Genomic DNA, 20,789 nt, shown 5'->3' with positions numbered 1-20,789 from the left:
GTTGATAGGTAGCGAGAGGTAGAGTGTGAGGCTTGGACCTTAAGCCGGCGCAACAAGAAACATCAACTTGATGCCGTTGTGCGTGGATTTATATGGCAGCACCCTGATGAAAAATGCCTCGAAATCCCGACCATAAGCAGAGGTTAGAAATAGCGTTAGAGCGGTTCCGGGGTTAGTGTATGTGTAGCGTGGACTCTGCGAGTCCGCGTGTCGGCTGGGCCGAGCCGGGCCAGGCGCGGACTCGCAGAGTCCACGCTACATCGCCCATGCACACGAACTTCGAAACTGCTCTAAAATGCTATGAAGGCAACTGTGCTAAATACCTCAGAGGCCAATGCCTCAAATAAATAGCCTCTTCACCTATTGAAAATGCAGCCTAAACGGCAATCTGCTATTTGGTTGAATTACAATATTTCCGCATTCTCACTACCATTGCGAACAGGTGCCCAAGTTAGTAAGAAGACTCTCGAATTGTGGGTTAACTATCAAGCATGCCAGTGCTTAACAGGTTTGTAGGCGGGAGTGGAAACCACAGCTTTCGTATCAATTCAGGTCAAATTCAGGAAAAGCGGTCAGAAATGGGGCTAGGTCAATATTAGCGTAACAAGAAAACTTGTAATACCTTGCCACTTGATTACTCTATCGCGGAGTGCAATTTTCTTTTCTCCACCTTACCTACTTTTCACTTTTTTACTCACCACTTTCACTCATACATGAAGCACTTTTTTTTCATGGTCGTCTTACTGATGACCTGCCTGTTGCAGCAGGCGGTTGCCCAAGACAAATCCGTGTCCGGTCGGGTCACAGATGGGTCAAATGGCCAAGGCTTGCCCGGCGCAACGGTGCTGGTCAAAGGCACTAAAATTGGTACGGCGACCAACGCCGAGGGGCAATTCACCCTTTCTGTACCGGCTTCTACTACTACCCTGCAGTTTAGCTCGATTGGTTTTAAGACCACTGACCGGGACATCACCTCGTCGGCCACTGTGGATGTAGCGCTGGCAGTTGAGGTGCGTAACTTGGACGAAGTAGTGGTGTCCGGTTTGGCTACGAACGTTAAGCGCTCCAACCTTGCTAATGCCATCACCACGGTATCGGCAAAGGAGTTGATTGGCAGTACCCGTCCAGTGACGGTAGACGCGGCCTTGAGCGGTAAAATCGTGGGTGCCAACATCTCCCAGACCTCCGGTGCGCCGGGCGGTGGGGTTTCAGTGCAGCTGCGCGGCATCTCGACGCTGACTGGTAGCTCCCAGCCGCTGTACATCATCGATGGCGTGTACGCCGTGAACGATGAGGTGGGCAACGGTGCTGGCAGCGCCGCCTTCTCGCAAGCATCGGGTGGTGCTGGCCGGACTTCGCAAGACAACGCGGTGAACCGTATTTCCGACATCAACCCCAACGACATCGAAAGCATCGAGGTGCTGAAAGGCTCCAGCGCGGCCGCCATCTACGGCCAGCGTGCCTCCAACGGCGTTATCATCATCCGCACCAAGCGCGGAGCCGCCGGCAAGACCCGCGTTGGTTTCACCCAAGACCTGGGCTTTGCCAAAGCCATCCGCTTGCTGGGTAAGGAAGACTTTACCCCGGAGAAAATCGACTTGCTGCGTCCGTTGCCGGTACTGCAAGCCAATCCTACGCCGGCCCAGGTGATAACTTTCAACACGGCGCTGGCAGACACCCGCGCCGCCCGCGCCGATGAGAAGCAGCTGCTGGCCGAGGCCATTGCCGGCGGTCGCATCTACGACTACGAGAAAGAAATTTTCGGTAATACGGGCTTTGTCCGTAACACAACGCTGAACATGTCGGGCGGTAACGACCTTACCAAATTCTACGTGTCGGGGACGACTACCGACGAAGGCGGCATCGTGAAGAACACGGGCTTCGCCCGCCACTCTATCCGGGCCAACGTGGACCAGAAGCTGGGCAAGCGGATTGACATCGGTCTGACCTCGAACTACACGAACTCGAAGAACCGTCGCGGCTTCACCGGCAACGACAACGCCGGCGTTGGCCTGGGCTACACCTTGGCTTATGTGCCCAGCTACGCGCAGCTGCGGCCCAACGCAGCCGGTGTGTTCCCGGACAACCCTTACGGCGGCGATAACCCGCTGGCCATCGTGGAGCGCAGCGTCAACGAGGAGACCACCAACCGCACTGGCCAGGCCCTCACCGGCGTGCTGCGCATTCTGGACCGCGAAAAATCTTCGTTGCGCCTGAACGTACAGGGCGGCATCGACTACGCCAACACCAGCGCCCTGCTAGCCCTGCCCGCCGACTTGCAGTCGCAGCGTGGCCTGCCGAACCCCGGTGCCGTGCGCGTGGTCAACAACCGCTCGCTCAATACCAACCTGCAGGCTTTCCTGGTTTACGACTGGACGTTGGGCGAAAACATCAACATGACCTCGCAGCTGGGAACCGTCCGTTTGCGCTTCGACCGGAACTTCGCCTACAGCCAGGGCCAGAACCTGGCACCGGGCACCCCGCTCAACCCCGGCCGCAGCTCACTGGTAACGCAGGATGCTACGTCGACGACGGAGCAAGACCTGGGCCAGGTAGTGCAGCAGGATATTAACTTCCGCGACCAGATTATTTTGGGCGGCAGCGTTCGTTTCGATAAGTCGAGCCGCAACGGCGACGCAAATAAATACTACGCCTTCCCCAGCGGCCGCATTGCCGTGAACCTGACCAAGTTCAGCTTTTTCGAGCTGCCTTCGGTCAACCTGGTGAAGTTCCGGGCCGCCTACGGCGAAACGGGTGCTCCCGCCTTCTTTGGCGCCATCTACTCACCGTTGAATAACGTGAGCATCGGCGGCCGGCCGGGCTTTATTCCTTCCACGTTGGTGGGCAACAAGAACATCGAGCCGGAGCGCGCCACGGAATTGGAAGGCGGTCTGGACCTGGGTTTCCTTGATAACCGCATCACGCTGGAAGCCTCGGTGTACCAGAAGTACGCCAAAAATCTGGTGCAAACCTTCAACCTGGCCCCCGGTACGGGCGTGACCTCCATCCGGGCCTTCCCGGTGGGCGACCTGCGCAACCGCGGCCTGGAGCTTAGCCTGGGCGTAACGCCGGTGCGCAAAGACAACTTCAGCTGGACTTCGACCACGCTCTACTCGCTCAACCGCACGGAGGTGACGCGCATCGTGGTGCCGTCCTTCAACACCGGCACCGGCTTTGGCAGCACTTTTGGTCGTAATATCTTCACCCTGGGCCAGTCTCCCTCGCGGTGGTTCGGTTCGCCCATCAGCGCCGTCGACAACCCTAACACCTTCAGCAACCTGACCCGTTACGAAGAGGCGCAGCCGCGCTTCATCATGTCGTTCATCAACAACTTCACCATCGCCAAGAGCGTGGAAGTGAACTTCCTGGTAGCTTGGCGCAAAGATTCCTATACCAGCAACCTGAGCCGGTTGCTGAAGGACGAAGGCGGCACGACGGCGGACTGGAGCAAGGACGACGACGGCGATGGTGAAGTCAACGGCATTCAGCGGCAGGGCGGCACTGCCCGCGAGTTCATCCAGAACAGCGGTTTTGTGCGCCTGCGCGAAGCCAGCATCTACTATTCGCTGCCAGCCAGCCTGCGCACCAGCGTTTTCAAGGAGTACGTCCGCAACATCCGCGTGGGGGTATCGGGGAACAACTTGCTGACCTTTACCAAATATGTGGGCTACGACCCCGAGGTTTCGGTTTTTGGCTCGACTACCAACGTAGCCCAGGTGGACGTGACGAGCTTCCCGAACACCCGGCGCGTGTTCTTCCACCTCAATCTTGACTTTTAATCTCCTCCCTTGTCCCCCATGTTAACGACCATAAATTTTCGCTCCCAGCCGCTACTGCTGACCGGAGCCCTGGCGGCCCTGTTCTCGGTTACGGGTTGCAACCTGACGGAAATCGAGCCGGTGCTGGACCCCAACAACGCCATCATCGAGAGCGTTCTGACCAATGCCAGCCAGGCGCAGATTAACGCGCTGGCGGTAGGTCTGGAAGCTTCGCTGCGACTAGGCCACGCCAACAACAGCTCCCACAACCGGGTGCTGGGCACCCTGGGCCGGGAAGTGACGGTGCAGGCCGCAACCGAGAGCCGCTGGTACTACGAGCTGCAGGGCCGCCGCGGCGCAACTCAGCTTCCGGTTATCGTGCTTGATGACGCGGCCTTCTACAACGGCCAGTACACCGACTTTGCTCGTGTGGGCCGCGCTGCCCGCGTTTTTCGGGCCTCGGCAGCGGGTAGCCCCGTACTCGACGCTGCTCAGAAGAGAGGCATTGATGGTTTCACCCGCACGTACGAGGCCCTGAGCAAGCTGCACCTGCTCAACCTTCAGGGCGAGAATGGTATTCGGGTTGGTTTGGACGGTGTCACCGTGGACGAGCTCCTGAAGCCGGGTAAATTTGTCGGCTCGCCCGAAGCACTGACCAATATCCGTCAGCAACTTGACCAGGCCAATACGGACCTGGCTGCCGCTGGGGCTGCTTTTGGGTTCCCGCTGTCCGGGGGCTTTGCCGGCTTCAACACACCCGCTACGTTTATCCGCTTCAACCGCGCGCTGGCTGCCCGCGTATCCCTGTATCAGGGTGATTTCGCTGGAACCCTGACCGCGCTCAACGCCTCCTTCTACGACCGGGCCGGTAGCTTGACCTTGGGGCCAAAAATGATATTCAGCCCCACCACGGCCAACGATGTCGGTAATCCTTACTTCCAGGCCAGCAATGCGTTGCTTTCGTCGTTGGTGTCGGTGCCTGATAACTTCGTAACCGAAGCTGAGCCCGGCGACCAGCGCTTGGCTAAAGCTCCCCGGCGTACCACGCCACAGGTAGTAGGGGCCATTACTGGAACTTACGAAGCCCAGGTATTTCCGTCACAAACCTCGCCGTTGGATATCATCCGCAACGAGGAGTTGATTCTGATTGCCGCTGAGGCTCGGGTGGGTACCAACGACTTGGCTGGCTCACTGCTCGACATCAATGCCATCCGCACCCGCGCCGGGAACCTGGCTGTGCTGCCGGCAGCTAGCTTGAGCGGCGCAGCAGCTTACCGGGATGAAATCCTGGCTCAACGTCGCTACTCCCTGTTCTACGAAGGCCACTACCTGGTCGACCTACGCCGCTTGAACAAGCTCTCGGCACCGCCCGTGGTATCGCCCGCCATCGGTGCTCGCCCCGCCCAAACGCTGGCCTACTCGACTACCCCCTACAAGTTGTTCCCCAACTTGCAGCGCCCGGCCGCCGAAAAGGCCTGGGATATCGCCAACCCCTAAATCCTGGCGATATCTGCCCACAAAAAAGGCTGCCCATTTGGGCAGCCTTTTTTTATGTCTAATAGAAAGCTGTCTCTAGCTCCGCATCAGAAACCCTTTGATGAACTCATCCAAATCACCATCGAGCACATTCTGCACGTCGGTGCGCTCGATGCCCGTGCGTAGGTCCTTGATGAGTTTGTAGGGGTGCAGCACGTAGTTGCGAATCTGGGAGCCGAAATCGATGCGCTTTTTGGTGGCTTCCACTTTGTCGCGCTCGGCGTGGCGCTTGTCCATCTCAATCTGGTAGAGGCGCGATTTGAGCATGCGCAGGGCGTGCTCCTTGTTCATGAGCTGGCTGCGCTCAATCTGGACGGCGATGATGATGCCGGACGGTGCGTGAGTGAGGCGCACGGCGGTTTCCACCTTGTTCACGTTTTGCCCGCCCGCGCCACCGGCCCGGAAGGTATCCCAGGAGATGTCGGCGGGGTTGATGTCGATGACGATGGTGTCATCAATCACGGGGTAGGCAAACACGGACGCGAACGAGGTGTGCCGCCGCCCGCTGCTGTCGAACGGCGACATACGCACGAGGCGGTGTACCCCAATTTCGCTCTTGAGGTAACCGTAGGCAAAGTCGCCGTCGATTTCGAGTGACGCCGACTTAATGCCCGCGCCTTCGCCGGGCTGGTAGCTGACTTGCTTCACACCAAAACCGTGGCTTTCGGCCCACATGATGTACATGCGCATGAGCATTTCGGCCCAGTCCTGGCTTTCGGTCCCCCCGGCTCCGGGGTTAATGTCGATGATGGCCGAAAGTTGGTCCTCCTCATCGGAAAGCATGCGCTTGAACTCCAGCTGCTCCAGTTTTTTGAGCGTGACGTCGTAATCGGCCTGCATTTCAGCTTCCGATACGTCGCCCTCTTTATGGAAATCAAACAGTACCTCAGTATCAGCCAGCGCTTGTTCCACGGCTTCGTAGTCGTCGGTCCAAATCTTGATGGTCTTGACTTCGCGCAGGATGGTTTCGGCCGCTTTGGAGTCATCCCAGAAGCCGGGGGCGGTGGTTTGCGCCTCGGCGGCGGCTATTTGAGCTTTGCGGGTATCGTAGTCAAAGATACCTCCTCAGGGCCTCGGCGCGGCCCTTCAAGTCCTTAATCTGGTCTTGGGTCATGGTGGGGAATAAGTGAACAGGTAACCGAGTAATGGATGGCCACAAGGCCGCTTCCGGTGATTACCAAGCGCGAAAGTACCGAATTCTGACCCGGCATTGGCCATTAAGTTCGGTTTTGCTGTTGTAGCAGGACCGGAAGTTGCGTGAGTACCTGTCTTTGCAAGAAGCCAGCCCTGAGCCGTCTGACGTAGCTTTGGGCAAATGGAGCGGAATACTGGCTACCCGGTGTGCACTTGATTCTACAAGTTTGATTATGACAACGGAGGAGCTAAAGCGGGACTTTGAATCCGCTCACATTAAGCACGTGCATTTCAAAAGCAAGTTGCGCTCGTTCCTGTTTGGTAACGGCGGCGCCGAAGGCCCCCTGCGCGACCCCGAGCAATGCAGCCTGGGCGTGTGGATAACCAGTCGGATGCGCGGCACGGGGGCTTACGCCCACCTGCCCGAAGCCCGGCAGTTTGACCGGCAACACATTATTATCCACAAGGAAGCCAACCGGCTAATGGATTTGCACGTGCTGGGCCAAAGCAGTGAGGTTGGTGCCGGCTACGTTCCCTTGCAGGTAATAGCCGACGAAATGGCGACGCTCCTCCGAACCATGGAGGCCAAGCTGCGTACGCAGGCCCACTAACTGCGTAACCCGGCTTTTGCTGCATGAAAATAACCCTTACCACGAAGCTTTTTGCCGGATTTGTGTTGTTGCTGGCGCTCTTCACGGTGGTCGTGCTGTTCTACTATCAGCTGGCGGGGCAGGTGTTGACCAATTCGCGCAAAGTAGAAGCCTCCCAGCGCGTATCGAACGGAGCCCTAACGCTGCTGCGTCACATCGTGGATATGGAAACTGGTTTCCGGGGGTATTTGCTGGTTGGCAACGAGCAGGTGCTGGCACCTTACTACGATGGCGAACGGAACATGATTGGCCAATTTGCGCAGTTGCGCGGCCTGATGAATAACTCCCCCGAGCAGGTGCAGCGCCTCGAACAGGCTCAGCGGCTGTTTCAGCAATGGTCGAGCTACAGCCACCTGATGGTGTCGGAGAAGCGTGAGGCCCGCCGCCGCAACCCCCAGCAGTCGGGCCTGGATGGCCTGGCCCACCGCCGCCTCACCGAAGGCCTCACGGGCAAACAGGTGATGGATAATATCCGGGTGCAGCTCACGGCGTTTGAAAGCAGCGAGAGCCAAGTGCGTAAGCAGCTGCGCCAGCGTCTGGATGACAGTATTCAGCGTGCCAAATGGCTATCGGTGGTCTTGGCCGTGGCCGCCTTGGTGCTGGGGCTGCTGTGGGCCGTGTACATCGTGCGCATCTTCTCTACTCGCCTCAAGAGCATGCTGGAGCTGGCCCGCCGCATGGCCGATGGCGACTACACCACCCAGATTGTTGATACCCGGCAAGACGAAGTGAGTGAGCTTACGGCCGCTCTGAACGTGATGGCCCGCACCGTAGGAGCCAACATCAATCAGCTAGAAAGCCGCAACCAAGAGCTGGACCAGTTTGCCTACGTGGTTTCGCACGACCTGAAAGCGCCCCTGCGCGGCATCGAAAGCGCGTCGCGCTGGATTGAGGAAGACATGGGCAAAGACCAGCTGCCACCCCACATCCGTGAGTTTTTGGGGCTGATGCGCCAGCGGGTGCACCGCATGGAAAAGCTTATCAGCGGAATTTTGGACCTGGCCCGCGTTGGGCGCATGGCCCAATCCGACGAGACAGTATTTGTCCGGACGCTGCTGCGCGAAATTATCGATACGCTGAATCCGACCAAAGGCTTCCACGTGGAGCTGCCGTTTTTCCTGCCCACGCTCACCACCAACGCCGTGCAGCTGCAGCAGGTGTTCACCAACCTTGTCAGCAATGCGCTGAAATACCACGACCACCCGGCCACGGGCACCGTGCACATTGGCTGCGACGATGCCGGCGAATTTTACCAGTTTTCCGTGGCCGACGATGGGCCCGGCATTGACCCCGAATACCACGACCGTATCTTCATTATTTTTCAGACCCTGACCGAGCGCGATACCCTGGAAAGTACCGGGGTGGGCCTGGCCATCGTGAAAAAAATAGTGGAGCGACAGGGCGGGCGCATCTGGGTGAAATCGGCGGAGGGCCAAGGTGCTAAGTTCGTCTTTACCTGGCCCAAGCAACCGCCTAAAACCAAGCTAGTGGGCACAGGCATGGCCGCCAAGTCCGCTTCTGCCGTACAGATTCCAAATTAAGCCCCGCTCATTGCGGTTCTTGCGGGCATATTCCCGCTGTTGACAATTGACAATTGCCTAGCCTATGTCCGCCGACTATCCCACGCCCAGTATTTTGCTCGTGGAAGACGACCAGATGGATGTCATGAACGTGCAGCGCGAGTTGCGCCGCCAGAACATCAATGTGCCGCTTATTCATGCCCGCAACGGGCGCGATGCCCTCAGAATGCTGCGAGGCGATGATGGAGAGCCCAAAATTGCCAAACCCAGTCTGGTGATGCTCGATATCAACATGCCCCGCATGAATGGGTTGGAGCTGCTCGAAACCCTACGGTCAGACCCCGAATTTGTGGACCTCAACGTTTTCATCATGACCACCTCCGACCTGGAATCGGACCGATTAAAAGCTCGGCAGCTAGCCGTGAGCGGCTACATCATCAAGCCGCTGAGTTTTGATACGTTCGGAGAAGGAGGAACCAGTATAGACGGATTTAGTCTGTTCTTGGACTTGCTGAAATTGAAGAACTAAACCCGAACACCGTCTTTTGGACGCTTACAGCAGCCGGAACCCCATGCGGTGATACGGACTTGGTCCGTGTGCCCGAATGGCGTCCCGGTGGCGCTGGGTGGGGTAGCCAGCGTTCTGTTCCCAGCCATATGCGGGGTATTCGGTTGCCAGGGCTTGCATGTAGTCATCCCGAAACGTTTTGGCCAGCACCGAGGCTGCGGCAATGTGCCGGTAAAGGCCATCGCCGCCCACCACGCACGAATGGTCGAAGCCAGCCAGGGCCCGAAAACGGTTGCCATCTACGGCCAGATGCGTGGGCACTACTGCCAGCGCCGCCACCGCCCGGTGCATGGCCAGGTAGCTGGCCTGGGCAATGTTGAGCTGGGCAATTTCTGCCTCCGAAGCCTGACCGACGGCCCAGGCTACTGCTTCGGCACAAATAATGGGGCGCAGGACCTCGCGCCGCTTGGCACTGAGCTGCTTGGAATCGTTGAGGAAAGGCGGGTTGAAATCGGCAGGTAGGATGACGGCGGCAGCAAATACGGGGCCGGCCAGGCAGCCGCGCCCGGCTTCGTCGAGGCCCGCCTCCAGGGCCTGGCCGGTGTGGGTGGCTAACAGCAAATCGGGAGAAGGATAAATGGAAGTGGAGGAACAAAGAACCCGCAAAAAAGCGGCATTCCTTGTTCCTCCACTCAGAAAGAGCCTTTTGCAGGCTTAATAGTCGGGATTAATGACGGCCAGCAGTGCTACCCTCATCGGTTGAGTTGGTTTCGCCCCGGCGCTGGCCCTGGCTGTCACGCGGGCCTTCGTCAATTTCGGTATCCTCGTCGGTACTCACGTACTCGTTGGTGGTAGGCCCGAGGCCCTGAATATTTTGGACGAGGTCGGCTTCGGCCTGGGCATGCTTGAGGTTGAACAACGGGTCGTGGTCGTTCTGATTAGCGTCTTGCTTGGAATTGGAGGGCGATTGGGCCATGTAACAGGTGCCGGCCGGAATGTGGGCGGCCGAACGATATTGGTACGCACCGATGCACTGCAAGGTTAAATCCGGACGTGCCGAACCAACTGGTGATTGCCGGCACGAGCAGGGCCAGGCAACGGCTCCGCTTGGTTCTTGGGCACAAAAAAGGCCGTTGCTCAAGAGCAACGGCCTTAAAGTGGCGGGTCTGGCTTAAAGGTGTCTACCCCACCTTTTCAGTCAGAGCGCCGCCGCACGAGAGGTCCTTCCTTTCCACATTTCCAGCCCGTGCGGGGATACTTATGATTCAAAAGTACTACAATGGCTGAGCGAGCGCAATCGTTTTTTGATTAAACCCATGATTTTGTCGGCCAACGGCACCCCTGGCACGGCGAGCGGCGTACCGGGCCCGGCGACCGGAATGCAGCAATCAGTTAGTGGCGTAGTTTTGTGCTCGTCATCAGCTCCTTTCTTAGTCTTATGCTGCCGCTTTCTCCTGAACCAAATTTTGACGAAACCCACAATCCCTGGCGCACCCTCAGCACCGAGGTGAAATACCATAATCCCTGGATTTCGGTTCGGGAAGACCAAGTGCTCAATCCCGGCGGTGGGCGGGGTATTTACGGCGTGGTGAGCATGAAGAACAAAGCCCTGGGTATTGTGCCCGTGGATGCGGAAGGCAATACTTGGCTGGTGGGCCAGTATCGCTACCCACTAAACGAGTACAGCTGGGAAATCCCAATGGGCGGAGGCTTGCTGGAACATGATATTCTGGAATCGGCGCAACGCGAGCTAAAGGAAGAAACCGGCCTGACGGCCGCTCGCTGGACGCGCATTGCCCGCCTGCACACTTCCAACTCCGTGACCGACGAAGAGGGCTTCGTGTACCTCGCCGAGGACTTGACCGCTGGTGAGGTAGAGCCCGAGGAAACCGAAGACCTGCGGCTCTGGAAACTGCCCCTGGCCGAAGCCATCCGCATGGTGATGGACGACCGCATTACCGACGGCGTGAGCGTGGCCGGGCTACTAAAGGCCGAAAAAGTGCTGCAAAGTCGCCCGCACTGATTAACCGTTAATTAGTTGAAGTCAGAACTGTCGGAACCGGGACTGTCTGAGCGCAGGCTCCAATTGCCAGCCAGTCCCAACCAACGCACAACTACGTTAACTTTGCGGCCATGCGCCATCTGCTTCGTTACCTCGGTCAGCGCCTTTACACCATATGGGCCGTTTTCTGGTTCATCGTGCCTTTCGTGCTCATTTACCCGCTGCAGTGGTTTTTTAGCCGACGGCCGGACGGGGGAGGCGTGGTGCACAGCCTGAATCGGTTCTGGTCGACGTTCTCCATTACGATGTGGGGCATGCACGTGAAAGTGGTGCGCGAAAGCCCCGGCCCCAATCCGCGGCCCTGCGTGTACGTGGCCAACCATGGCTCGTACGTCGACATCATGATGCTCTTTAAGTACATCCCGGGCTTTCTGAACATGATGGGCAAGGATTCGCTGGCCCGCGTGCCGGTATGGGGGCCGCTTTTTGGCCGGGTCTATATTACCGTGGACCGCGCCAGTGCCGTGAGCCGGGGCCGGGCCATGGTGGCCGCGCGCCGCAGCCTGGCCGCCGGTCAAAGCATTGCCATTTTTGCCGAGGGGCGCATTTCGCCCACGCCCGGCAAGGAGCTGCTGCCGTTAGTGGACGGCGCTTTTCAGATGGCTATCGAGGCCGGGGTACCCCTGGTGCCCGTGGGCATGCCCCTGAACCACATGTTCATGCCCGACGTGGAAAAGGACCTGCGGGTGCGCTTTCACCGCCTCAAAATCGTATTTCACCCGCCTATTTCCACCGTAGGCCTTACGCTGGCCGACATCCCGGCCCTGAAACAGCGCGTGGCGGAGCAGCTGCGCGGCGATTTTCTGCCGGAAGGGGCTACGAAACCCGGGCCCAGCGTGTGGCGCCGCCCGGTGGCTGCCGTTGCACCGCCCGTCACCCCAACTATTACCCCGCAACATTCATCATCTCTGTGAGTACTGACCTTGACACCCTGCGCGGCCTGGCCCATCTGGCCCGCCTCGAATTCGATGCCACCCGCGAGCAGCAAATACTTGGTGACCTGAACAATATCCTCGATTTTGTGGCCAAGCTCGAAGGTCTGGACACGACCGGCGTGGAACCGCTAGTCCATCTTTCGCAGGAAATCAATGTGCTGCGCGACGACGAAGCCCGCAACACCGTGAGCCACCAGGATGGCCTGCGCAACGCCCCGCGCAAGGACTCGGATTACTTCCGGGTGCCCAAAGTGCTGGAATAGGCAGTGACGCCCTTTGGATTGAACCGCGCCGGGCGGCCCGGGATGCTGGCCCTATTGGCGACGCTGGCCGTGGGATTGGCCGTGTTTTATTATTTCACCGGCGAAGACAGCACCCTGCCCATCCGGTTGGTGCCGCATTTGCAGGCCATCCCGCTCACGCTAAGCGAAGTGGCGGCGGGGCCGGTGCGTCTGCCGGTGCAAGCCAGCGGCTTCATCGTGACCCTGACGCATGATGTAGCGGGGCCATTCACGCAGCCCGTGGCGGCGAGTGTGTTTCTGGTGCTGCTGGCGGCGCTGCTGGCGGGCTGGGTGGCCGTGGCCAGCACCCTGCAGCGGACGGCATTCGTGGCGAGCATGGTGCCGGTTATTTTCCTGCTGCTGTCGCTTAATACGGAGTCACTGGGCATTTTTAACACCAACGAGCGGTATTTTCTGTACCTGATGCTGGGCTTGATTGGGGGCGCGGGATTTGCGCTGCATGCCTTCGCCGAACACCTTTCGCTGACTGTCCGATTTGGCTTGGTTGGAGCCGTGGTGGCAGTCCTGAGCGGATTACTGTTTGCCCAAAGCCAGCTACCGGCTCCGGAAACGGCGTTGCAGCTGGCGGCCTACGCTACCCCCGCGGGGGCCGTGCTGGTGGCGGTGTTGGTGCTGTGGGTAGGGGTGGAGAATATTCGGGCGCTGCTTTGGTTCAATTCGCAGGCCGAGCAGCCGGGCAGCCGCTTTGGCCTGGGCCCTTTTCTGGCGGCCAGTGGGTTGTATCTGGCCGTGGTCATCCTTTATGCGTGGAATAACGGCACGCTGCCGCTCTGGCCCGGGGTGAGCCTCGACCCGCTCGTGCTGCTGCTGCCGGCTTTGCTGGCGGGTGGCTTGGGGCTGCGCCTGCGTGCCCCCAGCTACGCCGGCGTGCTGCCGTATGCCCGCGGCGCGGCGCAGCTCTATCCCATAGTAGTGATGGGGGCGGCCGGAGCCCTGGGTTACGCCTTTGCCACGGCCAATACGCCCTTACTGGTAGCGGCGCGCAGCTTCACGGGCCTGGCGCTGGCGTTGGTGGGCGGGGCTTTTCTGCTGTACGTGTTAATCAATTTCTCGCCGCTCATCCGGCAGCGGCTGCGAGTGTACTGGGTAGTGTTTGAGCCGCGCCGGTTGCCTTTCTACACCGTTTACATTCTGGCGGTGGGCGGCTTGCTGATGGTGCAGGCCCGGCTGGAGTTTCCATTGCTCGACCAGGTGCGGGCCGGCCAGTACAACTACCTCGGCGACCTCACCCGGCAGCAGAGCGAAGCCGCTCCCGACGACCTGGCCCTGGCTGGCCTGGCCGAACGCTACTACGCTGAAAGCGGCGATGTGCTGTACCGGGCCAACGTGCACGCGCAGTTTGGACGGGCGGCGCTCTACCGCTTTCGCCAGCAGCGCCAAAACGAAATAAATGCCCTGCGCCGAGCCCTGGTGCGGGGACCGAATGAGAAGATTTCTTTACGCCTGGCCACGCTCTACAATGCGCCCGACGACTTATTTGAAGGGCTGGATATTCTGCGTAAAGGCCTGAAAGCCCAGCCGCGCAGTGCCGCCCTGGCTGGCGACCTCGCCCAGCTATTTACCCAAACTGCCCTCTCCGATTCCGTAGGTCATTATTTGGATAAGGCGGAGCAGCTGGCCCCGGGCAGCTACGCCAGCCGGACCAATCAGCTCGGGTTTTTGCTGAGCCAAAACCTGCTGGCGGAAGCCCGAAAGCTGAGCGCACAGGCCCCTGTGAAAACCGATGAACCCGGCGTAGTGAGTAACTCCACGCTTCTGCAGCTGCGGACAGCTGCGCCACCCAAGACTAGGCCGGTAGTGCCAGCCGTGGCCGCGCTGCAGCTCGATGCGGCCAGCTTTGCCCAACTCTATCACGGCGTACTGCTGGCCGTGGCGCGCTACCCGCAACAGCTCACGCCTGCCCTTCTCACGCGCCTGAGCCAGCTCGGCAACGAACCTGCCAATGCTGATTACTACGAGCAGCTACTGTTCCTGCAGGCCCTGGCCCGCCACACGCTGGGCCAGGAAGTAATAGCCCGCCAGCTGCTGGTGCCGCTGGCTAGTGGCACCTCGGCCACCGCCGCCTACTACCAGCAGCTGCTGGGCCTGTGGCAGCTACAACAGGGGCAATATGCCGCTGCTGCCGACCAGCTGGCTTTTGCCGCCGCGCACGGCGCGCCGCAAGCCTCCGAAATGCAGGCGTATGCCTTGGCATTAAGCGGCCAGACTGATTCGGCGCGGGTGGTTGCGGCGCGGCTGCTGGCCTCGGCCGACTTAGGGCAGCGCGAGCAGGGCCGGCGGGTGCAGCAGCAGTTGGCCACCGGCCAGTTGGTCGCCACTACTTCCCCGGTGGGGCGCATCGGTACCGCCTGGCTGGCTCAGGCCCGGCAGGCTGAGTTGCAGAACAACGCGGCGGCCGCTTCCAAAAGCTACCAGCGCATTGTGCGCGAGGCCCCGTTCAATGAGGCGGCAATTGTGGCCGCCGCCGCCTTTCACACGCGCCGCCGCAACTATCCCGCCGCCTACGAAGCCTTGCGGGCGGGCCTCGACGAAAACCCTCGCTCGCCCGGTCTGTTGAGGGCCTACGTGCTGGCTGCCGCCGATGCGGGCCTCACCGAGTACGCCGTTGAAGCCCTGGCGCAGCTGCGCGGGCAGCTTCCTGCGGTGGCTTATGCTACTTTAGCGGCCGATTACGCCACGCATCAGGCAGCCCGGGCGGCCGCATCGGCATCTTTCACCGAGGCTCCGGCCCCTTCTCCTCTGCAATAAGCCCCCTTGCGCCATGAGTTCGAACGTTATTGAAACCACCGACATTGCCAAAACCTACGTCATGGGTGCGGAGGTGATTCATGCGCTGCGCTCGGTGAGCATCCAGATTGCGCGCGGCGAATACGTGGCCTTCATGGGTCCTTCGGGCTCGGGCAAGTCCACGTTGATGAACATTGTGGGCTGCCTCGATACGCCCAGCAGCGGCCAGTACATCCTCAACGGCCAAGACGTGAGCCGCATGAGCGACAACCAGCTGGCCGAAGTGCGCAACAAGGAAATCGGCTTCGTTTTCCAGAGTTTCAACCTGCTGCCCCGGGCCAGCGCTTTGGATAACGTGGCCCTGCCGCTCATCTACGCCGGCCTCAACAAGCGCGACCGTACCGAGCGCGCCGTGGAGTCGCTGCGCTCGGTGGGCCTGGCCGACCGCGCCCATCACCGTCCCAACGAGCTGAGCGGCGGGCAGCGCCAGCGCGTGGCCATTGCCCGGGCCCTCGTCAATAATCCCAGCGTGCTGCTGGCCGATGAACCCACCGGCGCCCTGGACTCCAAAACCAGTCACGAAATCATGGACCTGTTTGAGGCGCTGCATTCCAAGGGCAACACCATCATCATGGTGACGCACGAGGAAGACATTGCCCGCTACGCCCACCGCATCGTGCGCCTGCGCGACGGCCTGGTGGAATCCGACGAGCGCAACCCCCAGGTTACCACGCACGCCATCGCGGCCCATTAATTTGAACAACCAGCTACTGGTTTGGTAAAGAGAGCAACTGATGTTCAACTAATCTGAAACATGAAGATTTACACCAAAACCGGCGACAAAGGCTTTACCTCGCTAATCGGCGGCACGCGGGTGCCGAAAAGCAGCCTACGCATAGAGTGCTACGGCACCGTGGATGAGCTGAATTCCCACATTGGCTTGGTCCGCGACCAGGACATCAACGCCACCCGTCGGCCGCTGCTCAAGGAAATTCAGGACCGGTTGTTCACCATTGGCTCGGCGCTGGCGGCCGACCCGGAAAAGTCGAAAATGAAGCTGCCCGACCTGCACGCCGCCGACGTGACCCTGCTCGAAGACGAGATGGACCGCCTCAACGTCGACCTGCCCGAGCTGCGCGCCTTCATTCTGCCGGGCGGCCACCCCGCCGTGAGCCACGCGCACGTGGCCCGCTGCGTGTGCCGCCGCGCCGAGCGCCTGGCCATTCATCTGGGCGAAGAATCCTTCGTGGCCGAGCTGGTGGTGGTGTATCTGAATCGCCTGTCCGACTTTCTTTTTGTGTTGAGCCGGACCATGGCCCACGAGCTGGGCGTGGAAGAAGTGACCTGGAAGGCACGACTCTAAGCCTGATTAAATTTGCGAAAACATTAAATAAAAGAATGTCATATCGAGCAGAGCCGAGACATCTCGTTCGCTTCGTTGCGATGGCATTGATTACTGCCATCCGCGAGATGCCTGGGCTGCACTCGGCATGACGTTCTTTATTACTTAAAAATACCTTTAGCCACTCTGCTCTCATCCACCGTACTCGGAAAATCCCACCCACGCGTACCCGAAACTGACAACTTATGATAGACCTGCTTCCCATTCGCACCCAGCGCACCACGGCCCCCCGGCTGGCCCCGCTCGAGGCCGACCACCTCGAATTCGGCAAGCTGTTTTCCGACCATATGTTCGTCGTGGACTTCCACGATGGCGAATGGCAGGATGCGCAGATTGTGCCTTACGGCGATATGGCCGTGAGCCCCGCCAACTCGGCGCTGCACTACGGGCAGTCCATTTTTGAAGGCATGAAGGCCTACCCGCAGGCTGATGGCGGCGTGGCTCTGTTTCGGCCGCTCGATAACTGGGCCCGCCTCAACACCTCGGCCGAGCGCATGTGCATGCCCACCATCCCCGAGGAGCTGTTCATGCAGGGCCTGAGCGAGCTTATCCGTCTCGACTCGGGCTGGGTGCCCACCGGAACCGGCGGCGCGCTCTACATCCGGCCGTTCATGTTCGCCACCGATGGCTTCATCGGGGTGCGCCCTTCGGAGTCGTACCGCCTCGTGATTTTCACCTGCCCCGTGGGGCTGTACTACAACAAGCCGCTGCGCGTGCGCTTCGAGCAGCAGTACGTGCGCTCGGCTGAGGGCGGTGCGGGCTTTGCCAAGGCCGCCGGCAACTACGGCGGCGCCATGTACCCCACCAAGCTGGCCCAGCAGGAAGGCTACAACCAGCTTATCTGGACCGATGCCTCGGAGCACCGCTACGTGGAAGAGTCGGGCACGATGAACGCCATTTTCGTGATTGACGGCCGCGTGGTAACGCCAGCGCTCAGCACGTCCATCCTCGATGGCGTGACGCGCCGCAGCGTGCTGGCCCTGGCCCGCGACATGGGCCTGACCGTGGAAGAGCGCAAAGTGAGCAGCGTGGAAATCATGGAAGCCCTGGCCGCTGGCAAGCTAGAAGAAGCCTTCGGGGCTGGCACGGCCGCCACCATCGCGCCCATTTGCACCATCGGCTACGAAGGCCACGACTACGACCTGCCCGTGGCCGGCCCCAACGCCTTCTCGAAGCGCGTGGGTGCCGCCCTCGACGCTATTCGGAGCGGCGAAGGCGCCGACGTGCACAACTGGATGGTGCGCGTGTAAAGTAGCGTGGACTCTGCGAGTCTGCGCGTGAACGATTCAAGCGCGGACTCGCAGAGTCCACGCTACAGAAAAGCCGCTTCATATTGAAGCGGCTTTTCTTTTTTGCCCCACCTTTGCACCGCCAAGCATATTCCCACTCATTCAGCCACTCTTCTATGTCCGTTTCCCTGAAAACCGTTACCCTCAACGACACGCACCGCCAGCTGGGTGCCAAAATGGTGCCTTTCGCGGGCTACGATATGCCGGTGCGCTACTCTTCCGACCTCGACGAGCACCACACCGTGCGCCGCGCAGTGGGCATTTTCGACGTGTCGCACATGGGCGAGTTCCGGTTGCGGGGCCCTCAGGCCCTCGACCTGATTCAGCGCGTGACCAGCAACGACGCCAGCAAGCTGGCCGACGGCAAAGCCCAGTATTCCTGCCTGCCCAACCACGACGGCGGCATTGTGGATGACCTGCTGGTGTACAAGCTCGCCGACGATGATTACCTGCTAGTGGTGAATGCTTCCAACATCGAAAAAGACTGGAACTGGATTAAGCACCACAATACCCAGGGCGTGGAAATGGAGGATATTTCGGACCTCACCAGCCTATTTGCCGTGCAGGGCCCCAAGGCCATTGCCGTCCTCCAGCAGCTGACGGATGTGGACCTGAGCAGCATCCCGTACTACTCTTTCGTGCAGGGGAGCTTTGCTGGTGCCCCCGACGTCATTATCTCGGCCACCGGCTATACCGGCGCGGGCGGCTTCGAGCTGTACATCCCCAACGAAAGCGCTGCCCTGGTTTGGGATAAGGTGATGACGGCCGGGCAGGCCTTTGGCATCAAGCCCATTGGCCTGGGTGCGCGCGATACCCTGCGCCTCGAAATGGGCTACTGCCTCTATGGCAACGATATTGACGACACTACTTCGCCGCTGGAAGCCGGCCTGGGCTGGATTACCAAGTTCACCAAGGATTTCACCAACTCTGCTAACCTTAAGAAGCAGAAAGAAGCTGGCGTGAGCAAAAAGCTGGTGGGCTTTGTGATGGATGGCACCGGCATTCCGCGCGGCCACTACGAGCTGATGGACGCCGACGGCCAGAAAATCGGCGACGTCACCAGCGGCACGCAGTCGCCCTCGCTCAGCAAAGGCATTGGCATGGGCTACGTGAAAACGGAGTTTGCCGCCCCCGGCACGCAGATTTTCGTGCAGATTCGGGGCAAGAACCTGCCCGCCACCGTGAGCAAGCTGCCCCTTACGAAGGGCACGGAAGAGTAGCGTTAAAAGTTAAAAGTTGAGAGTTAAGACGACTGCTGGCTCAACTTTTAGCAACGGTCATTTTAACTCTCAACTTTTAACTCAAACAGTGCCCAAACTAGATATTTGCTTCTCGCCCGAGCTGCTGCACCTTCATGACCTGCGCGGCAAGGTGGCCGTCATCGTGGATATTCTGCGGGCTTCCAGCACCATCGTCACGGCGCTGGGGGAGGGCATAACCCACGTTTTCCCGGTGGCTACACTGGAAGAATGCACGGCGTATGGTCGGGAGCACGGCTGCCTGACGGCCGCCGAGCGCGACGGCCTGCCCGCGCCGGGATTTGACTTCGGCAACTCACCTTTCGGCTTCCTCGATGCCGCCCGGCCGGTGCGGGGCCGGGCGCTCACCATCAGCACCACCAACGGCACGGCGGCGTTGCGCCGCTCGCTGGCGGCTGAGGCCGTGGTGGTTGGGGCGTTTCTTAACCTGGCTGCGGTGGCTGCTTTTGTCCGGCAGCAGCAGCGCGATGTACTGGTGGTGTGCGCCGGTTGGAAAGGTCAGTTCTGCCTCGAAGACACGGTATTTGGCGGCGCGCTGGCCGAGCGTCTGGCTTCGGAATTTGATGTGAGCAGCTCGGATGCTACGCTGGCGGCGCTGCACCTCTGGCAGCAGGGCCGGGCCGATTTGCCAGCCTACCTGCTGCAATCGGCCCACGTGCGCCGGCTCAATTCACTGGAAGCCAGCCAGGACTTTGAGTTCTGCCTGCAGATTGATGCCTACGCCGACGTGCTGCCCGTGTGGCGGGAGGACCGGTTGGTACTGGGTGAAATGTGAACGTCATGCCGAGCGAAGGTGCAGCCGTAGCCGAGGCATCTCGCGTGGGGTGGTAACTCAATCGTTCAACGATACAGGCGAGATGCCTCGGCTGCGCTCGGCATGACGTTTTTTAGCTCCACTCATCTCAGCTTCTCATTGTCTTGGTGCCGCTGGCTGTCGCGCTGGGTCTTTTTGGCCAGGTTGCGGGTCAGGGCTGCGGTGAGGTCGACCCCGGTCTGGTTGGCCAGGCAGATGACGACGAACAGCACGTCGGCCAGCTCATCGCCGAGGTCGCGGTCTTTGTCGGACTCCTTGAATGACTGCTCGCCGTATTGCCGGGAGATGAGCCGGGCCACTTCGCCTACCTCTTCGGTGAGAATGGCCATATTAGTCAATTCGTTAAAATAACGCACGCCAGTGGTGGTTATCCAGGTGTCGACGGTCTTTTGAGCTTCTTCGAGGGTCATATTGGTCGAGAATTACGGGATGGAAATGCCGGGCTCAGGTCGGCGAATCGAGCACGATGGTCACCGGGCCATCATTAACTAAACTGACCTGCATGTCGGCCCCGAAAATGCCAGTGGGCACGGGCTGGCCCAGCTCGGCCGCCACCATGGCCACGAATTGCTGGTAGAGCGGCTCGGCCACGGGGGGCGGGGCCGCGCCGATGTAGCTAGGGCGGTTGCCCTTGCGCGCATCGGCCAACAGCGTGAATTGGCTCACCACCAGAATCTGGCCGCCGGTGTCCTGCACGCTGCGGTTCATCTGGCCGTTGTCGTCGCCAAAAATACGCAGCTGCACCAGCTTGCGGCACATCCAGGTGAGGGCAGCGGTGGTGTCGGTGGGCGCAAAGCCGGCCAGCGCCAGCAGGCCGGGGCCAATCTGGCCCGTAACCCGGCCTTCGACGGTGACCTGGGCTTCGCGCACGCGCTGAATAACGAGACGCATAA

The 20,789-nt window shown here is 60.0% G+C and carries 19 protein-coding genes; 14 read left to right on the top strand and 5 right to left on the bottom strand.

What is annotated here, in order from left to right; all coding sequences use genetic code 11:
* The first annotated feature begins 713 nt into the window (after positions 1-713).
* Together IEW17_RS00990 and IEW17_RS00985 are read left to right on the top strand one after the other, a co-directional pair.
* On the top strand, positions 714-3,779 hold the full coding sequence (locus IEW17_RS00990; RefSeq protein ID WP_188560134.1) for a SusC/RagA family TonB-linked outer membrane protein: 3,066 nt from the start codon (positions 714-716) through the stop codon (positions 3,777-3,779).
* 18 nt (positions 3,780-3,797) lie between these two features.
* On the top strand, positions 3,798-5,255 hold the full coding sequence (locus tag IEW17_RS00985; RefSeq protein WP_188560133.1) for a RagB/SusD family nutrient uptake outer membrane protein: 1,458 nt from the start codon (positions 3,798-3,800) through the stop codon (positions 5,253-5,255).
* A gap of 75 nt (positions 5,256-5,330) precedes the next feature.
* Here IEW17_RS00985 and prfB read toward each other — a convergent pair.
* Positions 5,331-6,408 (bottom strand): peptide chain release factor 2 gene (gene prfB, locus IEW17_RS00980; RefSeq protein ID WP_188560132.1). Its coding sequence is split into 2 segments (ribosomal slippage): positions 5,331-6,347 and positions 6,349-6,408, totalling 1,077 coding nucleotides; the frame shifts between segments, so codons are not numbered across the junction.
* Between the two features lie 304 nt (positions 6,409-6,712).
* On the opposite strand from prfB, the gene IEW17_RS00975 reads away from it, so the two are divergent.
* From IEW17_RS00975 to IEW17_RS00965, 3 genes are all read left to right on the top strand, one after another.
* On the top strand, positions 6,713-7,039 hold the full coding sequence (locus IEW17_RS00975; RefSeq protein ID WP_188560131.1) for a CZB domain-containing protein: 327 nt from the start codon (positions 6,713-6,715) through the stop codon (positions 7,037-7,039).
* 23 nt (positions 7,040-7,062) lie between these two features.
* Complete coding sequence (locus tag IEW17_RS00970; RefSeq protein ID WP_188560130.1) at positions 7,063-8,619, top strand: sensor histidine kinase; 1,557 nt, start codon at positions 7,063-7,065, stop codon at positions 8,617-8,619.
* A 64-nt stretch (positions 8,620-8,683) separates the two neighbouring features.
* On the top strand, positions 8,684-9,127 hold the full coding sequence (locus IEW17_RS00965) for a response regulator (RefSeq protein WP_188560129.1): 444 nt from the start codon (positions 8,684-8,686) through the stop codon (positions 9,125-9,127).
* A gap of 24 nt (positions 9,128-9,151) precedes the next feature.
* Here IEW17_RS00965 and rnhB read toward each other — a convergent pair whose 3' ends face one another.
* Both rnhB and IEW17_RS00955 read right to left on the bottom strand, forming a co-directional pair.
* Entirely contained in the window at positions 9,152-9,727 is a 576-nt protein-coding gene (gene rnhB / locus IEW17_RS00960) for a ribonuclease HII (protein WP_188560128.1), read from the bottom strand.
* A gap of 106 nt (positions 9,728-9,833) precedes the next feature.
* Positions 9,834-10,082, bottom strand: a complete 249-nt coding sequence (locus IEW17_RS00955; RefSeq protein WP_229748711.1) for a hypothetical protein — start codon at positions 10,080-10,082, stop codon at positions 9,834-9,836.
* Positions 10,083-10,544: 462 nt separating this feature from the next.
* Here IEW17_RS00955 and IEW17_RS00950 point away from each other — a divergent pair, with 462 nt between their 5' ends.
* The 9 genes from IEW17_RS00950 to IEW17_RS00910 all read left to right on the top strand — a co-directional run bounded on the left by IEW17_RS00950 (position 10,545) and on the right by IEW17_RS00910 (position 19,857).
* A complete protein-coding gene (locus tag IEW17_RS00950; RefSeq protein WP_188560126.1) occupies positions 10,545-11,129 on the top strand; it encodes an NUDIX domain-containing protein in 585 nt (194 codons plus the stop codon).
* 110 nt (positions 11,130-11,239) lie between these two features.
* On the top strand, positions 11,240-12,082 hold the full coding sequence (locus IEW17_RS00945) for a lysophospholipid acyltransferase family protein (RefSeq protein WP_188560125.1): 843 nt from the start codon (positions 11,240-11,242) through the stop codon (positions 12,080-12,082).
* The gene (gatC, locus tag IEW17_RS00940) at positions 12,079-12,366 is read left to right on the top strand and encodes an Asp-tRNA(Asn)/Glu-tRNA(Gln) amidotransferase subunit GatC (protein ID WP_188560124.1); all 288 of its coding nucleotides are present in this window, start codon (positions 12,079-12,081) and stop codon (positions 12,364-12,366) included. The genes IEW17_RS00945 and gatC overlap by 4 nt, the downstream gene beginning before the upstream one ends.
* Positions 12,367-12,369: 3 nt before the next feature.
* Positions 12,370-15,153 (top strand): tetratricopeptide repeat protein, encoded by a 2,784-nt coding sequence (locus tag IEW17_RS00935; RefSeq protein ID WP_188560123.1) that lies wholly within the window; start codon positions 12,370-12,372, stop codon positions 15,151-15,153.
* A gap of 13 nt (positions 15,154-15,166) precedes the next feature.
* Complete coding sequence (locus tag IEW17_RS00930) at positions 15,167-15,886, top strand: ABC transporter ATP-binding protein (RefSeq protein WP_188560122.1); 720 nt, start codon at positions 15,167-15,169, stop codon at positions 15,884-15,886.
* 60 nt (positions 15,887-15,946) lie between these two features.
* Positions 15,947-16,495, top strand: coding sequence for a cob(I)yrinic acid a,c-diamide adenosyltransferase (locus IEW17_RS00925; protein ID WP_188560121.1), 549 nt, complete (start codon positions 15,947-15,949; stop codon positions 16,493-16,495).
* A gap of 224 nt (positions 16,496-16,719) precedes the next feature.
* Positions 16,720-17,784, top strand: coding sequence for a branched-chain amino acid aminotransferase (locus IEW17_RS00920; RefSeq protein WP_188560120.1), 1,065 nt, complete (start codon positions 16,720-16,722; stop codon positions 17,782-17,784).
* 155 nt (positions 17,785-17,939) lie between these two features.
* Positions 17,940-19,043, top strand: coding sequence for a glycine cleavage system aminomethyltransferase GcvT (gene gcvT, locus IEW17_RS00915; protein WP_188560119.1), 1,104 nt, complete (start codon positions 17,940-17,942; stop codon positions 19,041-19,043).
* 88 nt (positions 19,044-19,131) lie between these two features.
* Positions 19,132-19,857 (top strand): 2-phosphosulfolactate phosphatase, encoded by a 726-nt coding sequence (locus tag IEW17_RS00910; RefSeq protein ID WP_188560118.1) that lies wholly within the window; start codon positions 19,132-19,134, stop codon positions 19,855-19,857.
* A gap of 122 nt (positions 19,858-19,979) precedes the next feature.
* Here IEW17_RS00910 and IEW17_RS00905 read toward each other — a convergent pair whose 3' ends face one another.
* Both IEW17_RS00905 and dtd read right to left on the bottom strand, forming a co-directional pair.
* Positions 19,980-20,306 (bottom strand): nucleotide pyrophosphohydrolase, encoded by a 327-nt coding sequence (locus tag IEW17_RS00905; RefSeq protein ID WP_188560117.1) that lies wholly within the window; start codon positions 20,304-20,306, stop codon positions 19,980-19,982.
* Between the two features lie 34 nt (positions 20,307-20,340).
* Complete coding sequence (gene dtd, locus IEW17_RS00900; protein ID WP_188560116.1) at positions 20,341-20,787, bottom strand: D-aminoacyl-tRNA deacylase; 447 nt, start codon at positions 20,785-20,787, stop codon at positions 20,341-20,343.
* Between the last annotated feature and the right edge of the window lie 2 nt (positions 20,788-20,789).

The organism is Hymenobacter frigidus, from assembly GCF_014640435.1.
Lineage (GTDB): Bacteria > Bacteroidota > Bacteroidia > Cytophagales > Hymenobacteraceae > Hymenobacter > Hymenobacter frigidus.
This window is presented reverse-complemented; position numbering and strand designations above follow the sequence as displayed.